Origin of the sequence: Curtobacterium sp. MCBA15_013 (assembly GCF_001865095.1) — a bacterium.
Classification (GTDB): Bacteria; Actinomycetota; Actinomycetes; order Actinomycetales; family Microbacteriaceae; genus Curtobacterium.
Genome location: NZ_MJGQ01000003.1, coordinates 23,649 through 24,878 on the forward strand (window position 1 = coordinate 23,649; position 1,230 = coordinate 24,878).

Here is a 1,230-nt window from a genome sequence, read left to right on the forward strand (position 1 = left end):
GACGCTCGACCACCTCACCGAGGGGCGCATCGGCATGAACGTCGTGACGAGCGTCACCGACCGCGTCGCCCAGAACTACGGCTACGAGCAGCACCTCGACCACGACGAGCGCTACCGGATGGCGATCGAGTGGGCCGACGTCGTCAAGGCCCTGCAGGGGTCCTGGGAACCGGGGGCCGTGGTCGCCGACCCGGTCGCGGGCGTCTACGCCGACCACACGAAGGTGCATCCGATCGACCACCGCGGCGAGTTCTTCCGGTCGCGCGGGCCGCTCAACACGATCCCGGGGCCGCAGGGCGTCGTCCCGATCTGCTCGGCCGGTGGATCGGAGATGGGCCGGCAGCTCGCCGCGCTCCACGACGACACGATGATCGCCCTGTCGAAGACGCCCGAGAGCGCGAAGGCGTACCGCGACGACATGCGCGCCCGGGTCGCCGCCGCCGGCCGGAACCCGGACGACGTGAAGTTCCTGTTCATCGTCACGCCGACCATCGCCGCCACCGACGCCGAGGCGCAGGCCGCGTCGGAGGCCGCCCGGCTCGCGATGTCGTCGGACAAGGCGATCGAGTACAACCTCTGGAACATGTCGTACACGTCCGGTGGTCGCATCGACTTCGGGGCGATCGACCCGGACACCCGGGTCGAGGACATCGACATCTCGAAGCAGAACGGCGAGTACACCTCGATCGAGAAGCTCTTCGAGGGCCAGCAGGGCCGCACGCTGCGCGAGGTCGTCGCCTCGTCGCACCAGGTGAACGACCTCGGGTTCGTCGGCTCGCCGGACACCGTCGCGGCGAAGATGGGCGAGTTCATGGAGCACGTCGGCGGCGACGGCTTCCTCGTCTACATGCCGACGACCCGCCTCAACATGGCGATGGTGGCCGACGGCCTCTCCCCGGCCCTGCGCCGCCGGGGGCTCATCCGCGACGAGTACACCGGCACGACGCTCCGCGAGAACCTGCGGGCGTTCTGATGCCGGGCGCCCCGGCGCTGTTCGAGGCGATCGAGCTGCGCGGCACCCGGTTCCGCAACCGGCTCTGGGTGCCCGCGCTGACGATGTTCACGGTGGAGGCCCGGGACGGCATGCCCACCCCGTTCCACCACGTGCACCTCGGCGGGCTCGCGCTCGGCGGCGCCGGAGCGATCGTCGCGGAGTGCACCGCCGTCACCCCGGAGGGCCGGGTCACGCCGTACGACCTCGGGCTCTGGGACGACGCGCAGCGCGACGCC

General features: G+C 71.1%; 2 protein-coding genes. Both read left to right on the forward strand.

The window, feature by feature from the left end; translation table 11 throughout:
• The coding region (locus tag BIV01_RS02055) for an NtaA/DmoA family FMN-dependent monooxygenase (protein ID WP_071301775.1) at positions 1-973 on the forward strand (973 nt) is incomplete at its 5' end.
• Positions 973-1,230: oxidoreductase (locus BIV01_RS02060; protein ID WP_441294367.1), on the forward strand; the 258-nt coding region annotated here is incomplete at its 3' end. The genes BIV01_RS02055 and BIV01_RS02060, both read left to right, overlap by 1 nt.